This is a genomic window from Gilvimarinus gilvus (genome assembly GCF_030518155.1).
Classification (GTDB): domain Bacteria; phylum Pseudomonadota; class Gammaproteobacteria; order Pseudomonadales; family Cellvibrionaceae; genus Gilvimarinus; species Gilvimarinus gilvus.
Window position 1 is genome coordinate 1 of sequence record NZ_JAULRU010000527.1, and the last position, 359, is coordinate 359.

Consider the following 359-nt stretch of genomic DNA (forward strand, 5'->3'; position numbering starts at 1 on the left):
ACCAAGCGCGGCCGCCTGAGTGACTTCCGTACCGCCAAGCGTGTTGGTATGGGCTCGTTCCCAAGCCTGCGTGAAGTGCGCCCAGGCGCTGAGTACAAGTACATCACCACCGGCGACCGTGGCGAAACCATCAGCCTGGCGACCTACGGTGAACTGTTCTCGATCACCCGTCAGGCCATCATCAACGACGATCTCGATATGCTGAGCAGCGTGCCCTACAACATGGGCCTGGCTGCGCGCGGCACCATCGGCGACCTGGTCTATGCGGTGCTGATCGACAACAAGCCGATGAGCGACAAGAAAGCGCTGTTCCATGCTGACCGCAAAAACCTGTTCACCGGCGGCGGCTCGGCACTGTC

The 359-nt window shown here is 61.3% G+C and carries 1 protein-coding gene; it reads left to right on the top strand.

The genetic code is table 11. The features are described 5' to 3' along the window. The coding region (locus QWI17_RS09920) for a phage major capsid protein (RefSeq protein WP_302722351.1) at positions 1-359 on the top strand (359 nt) is incomplete at both ends.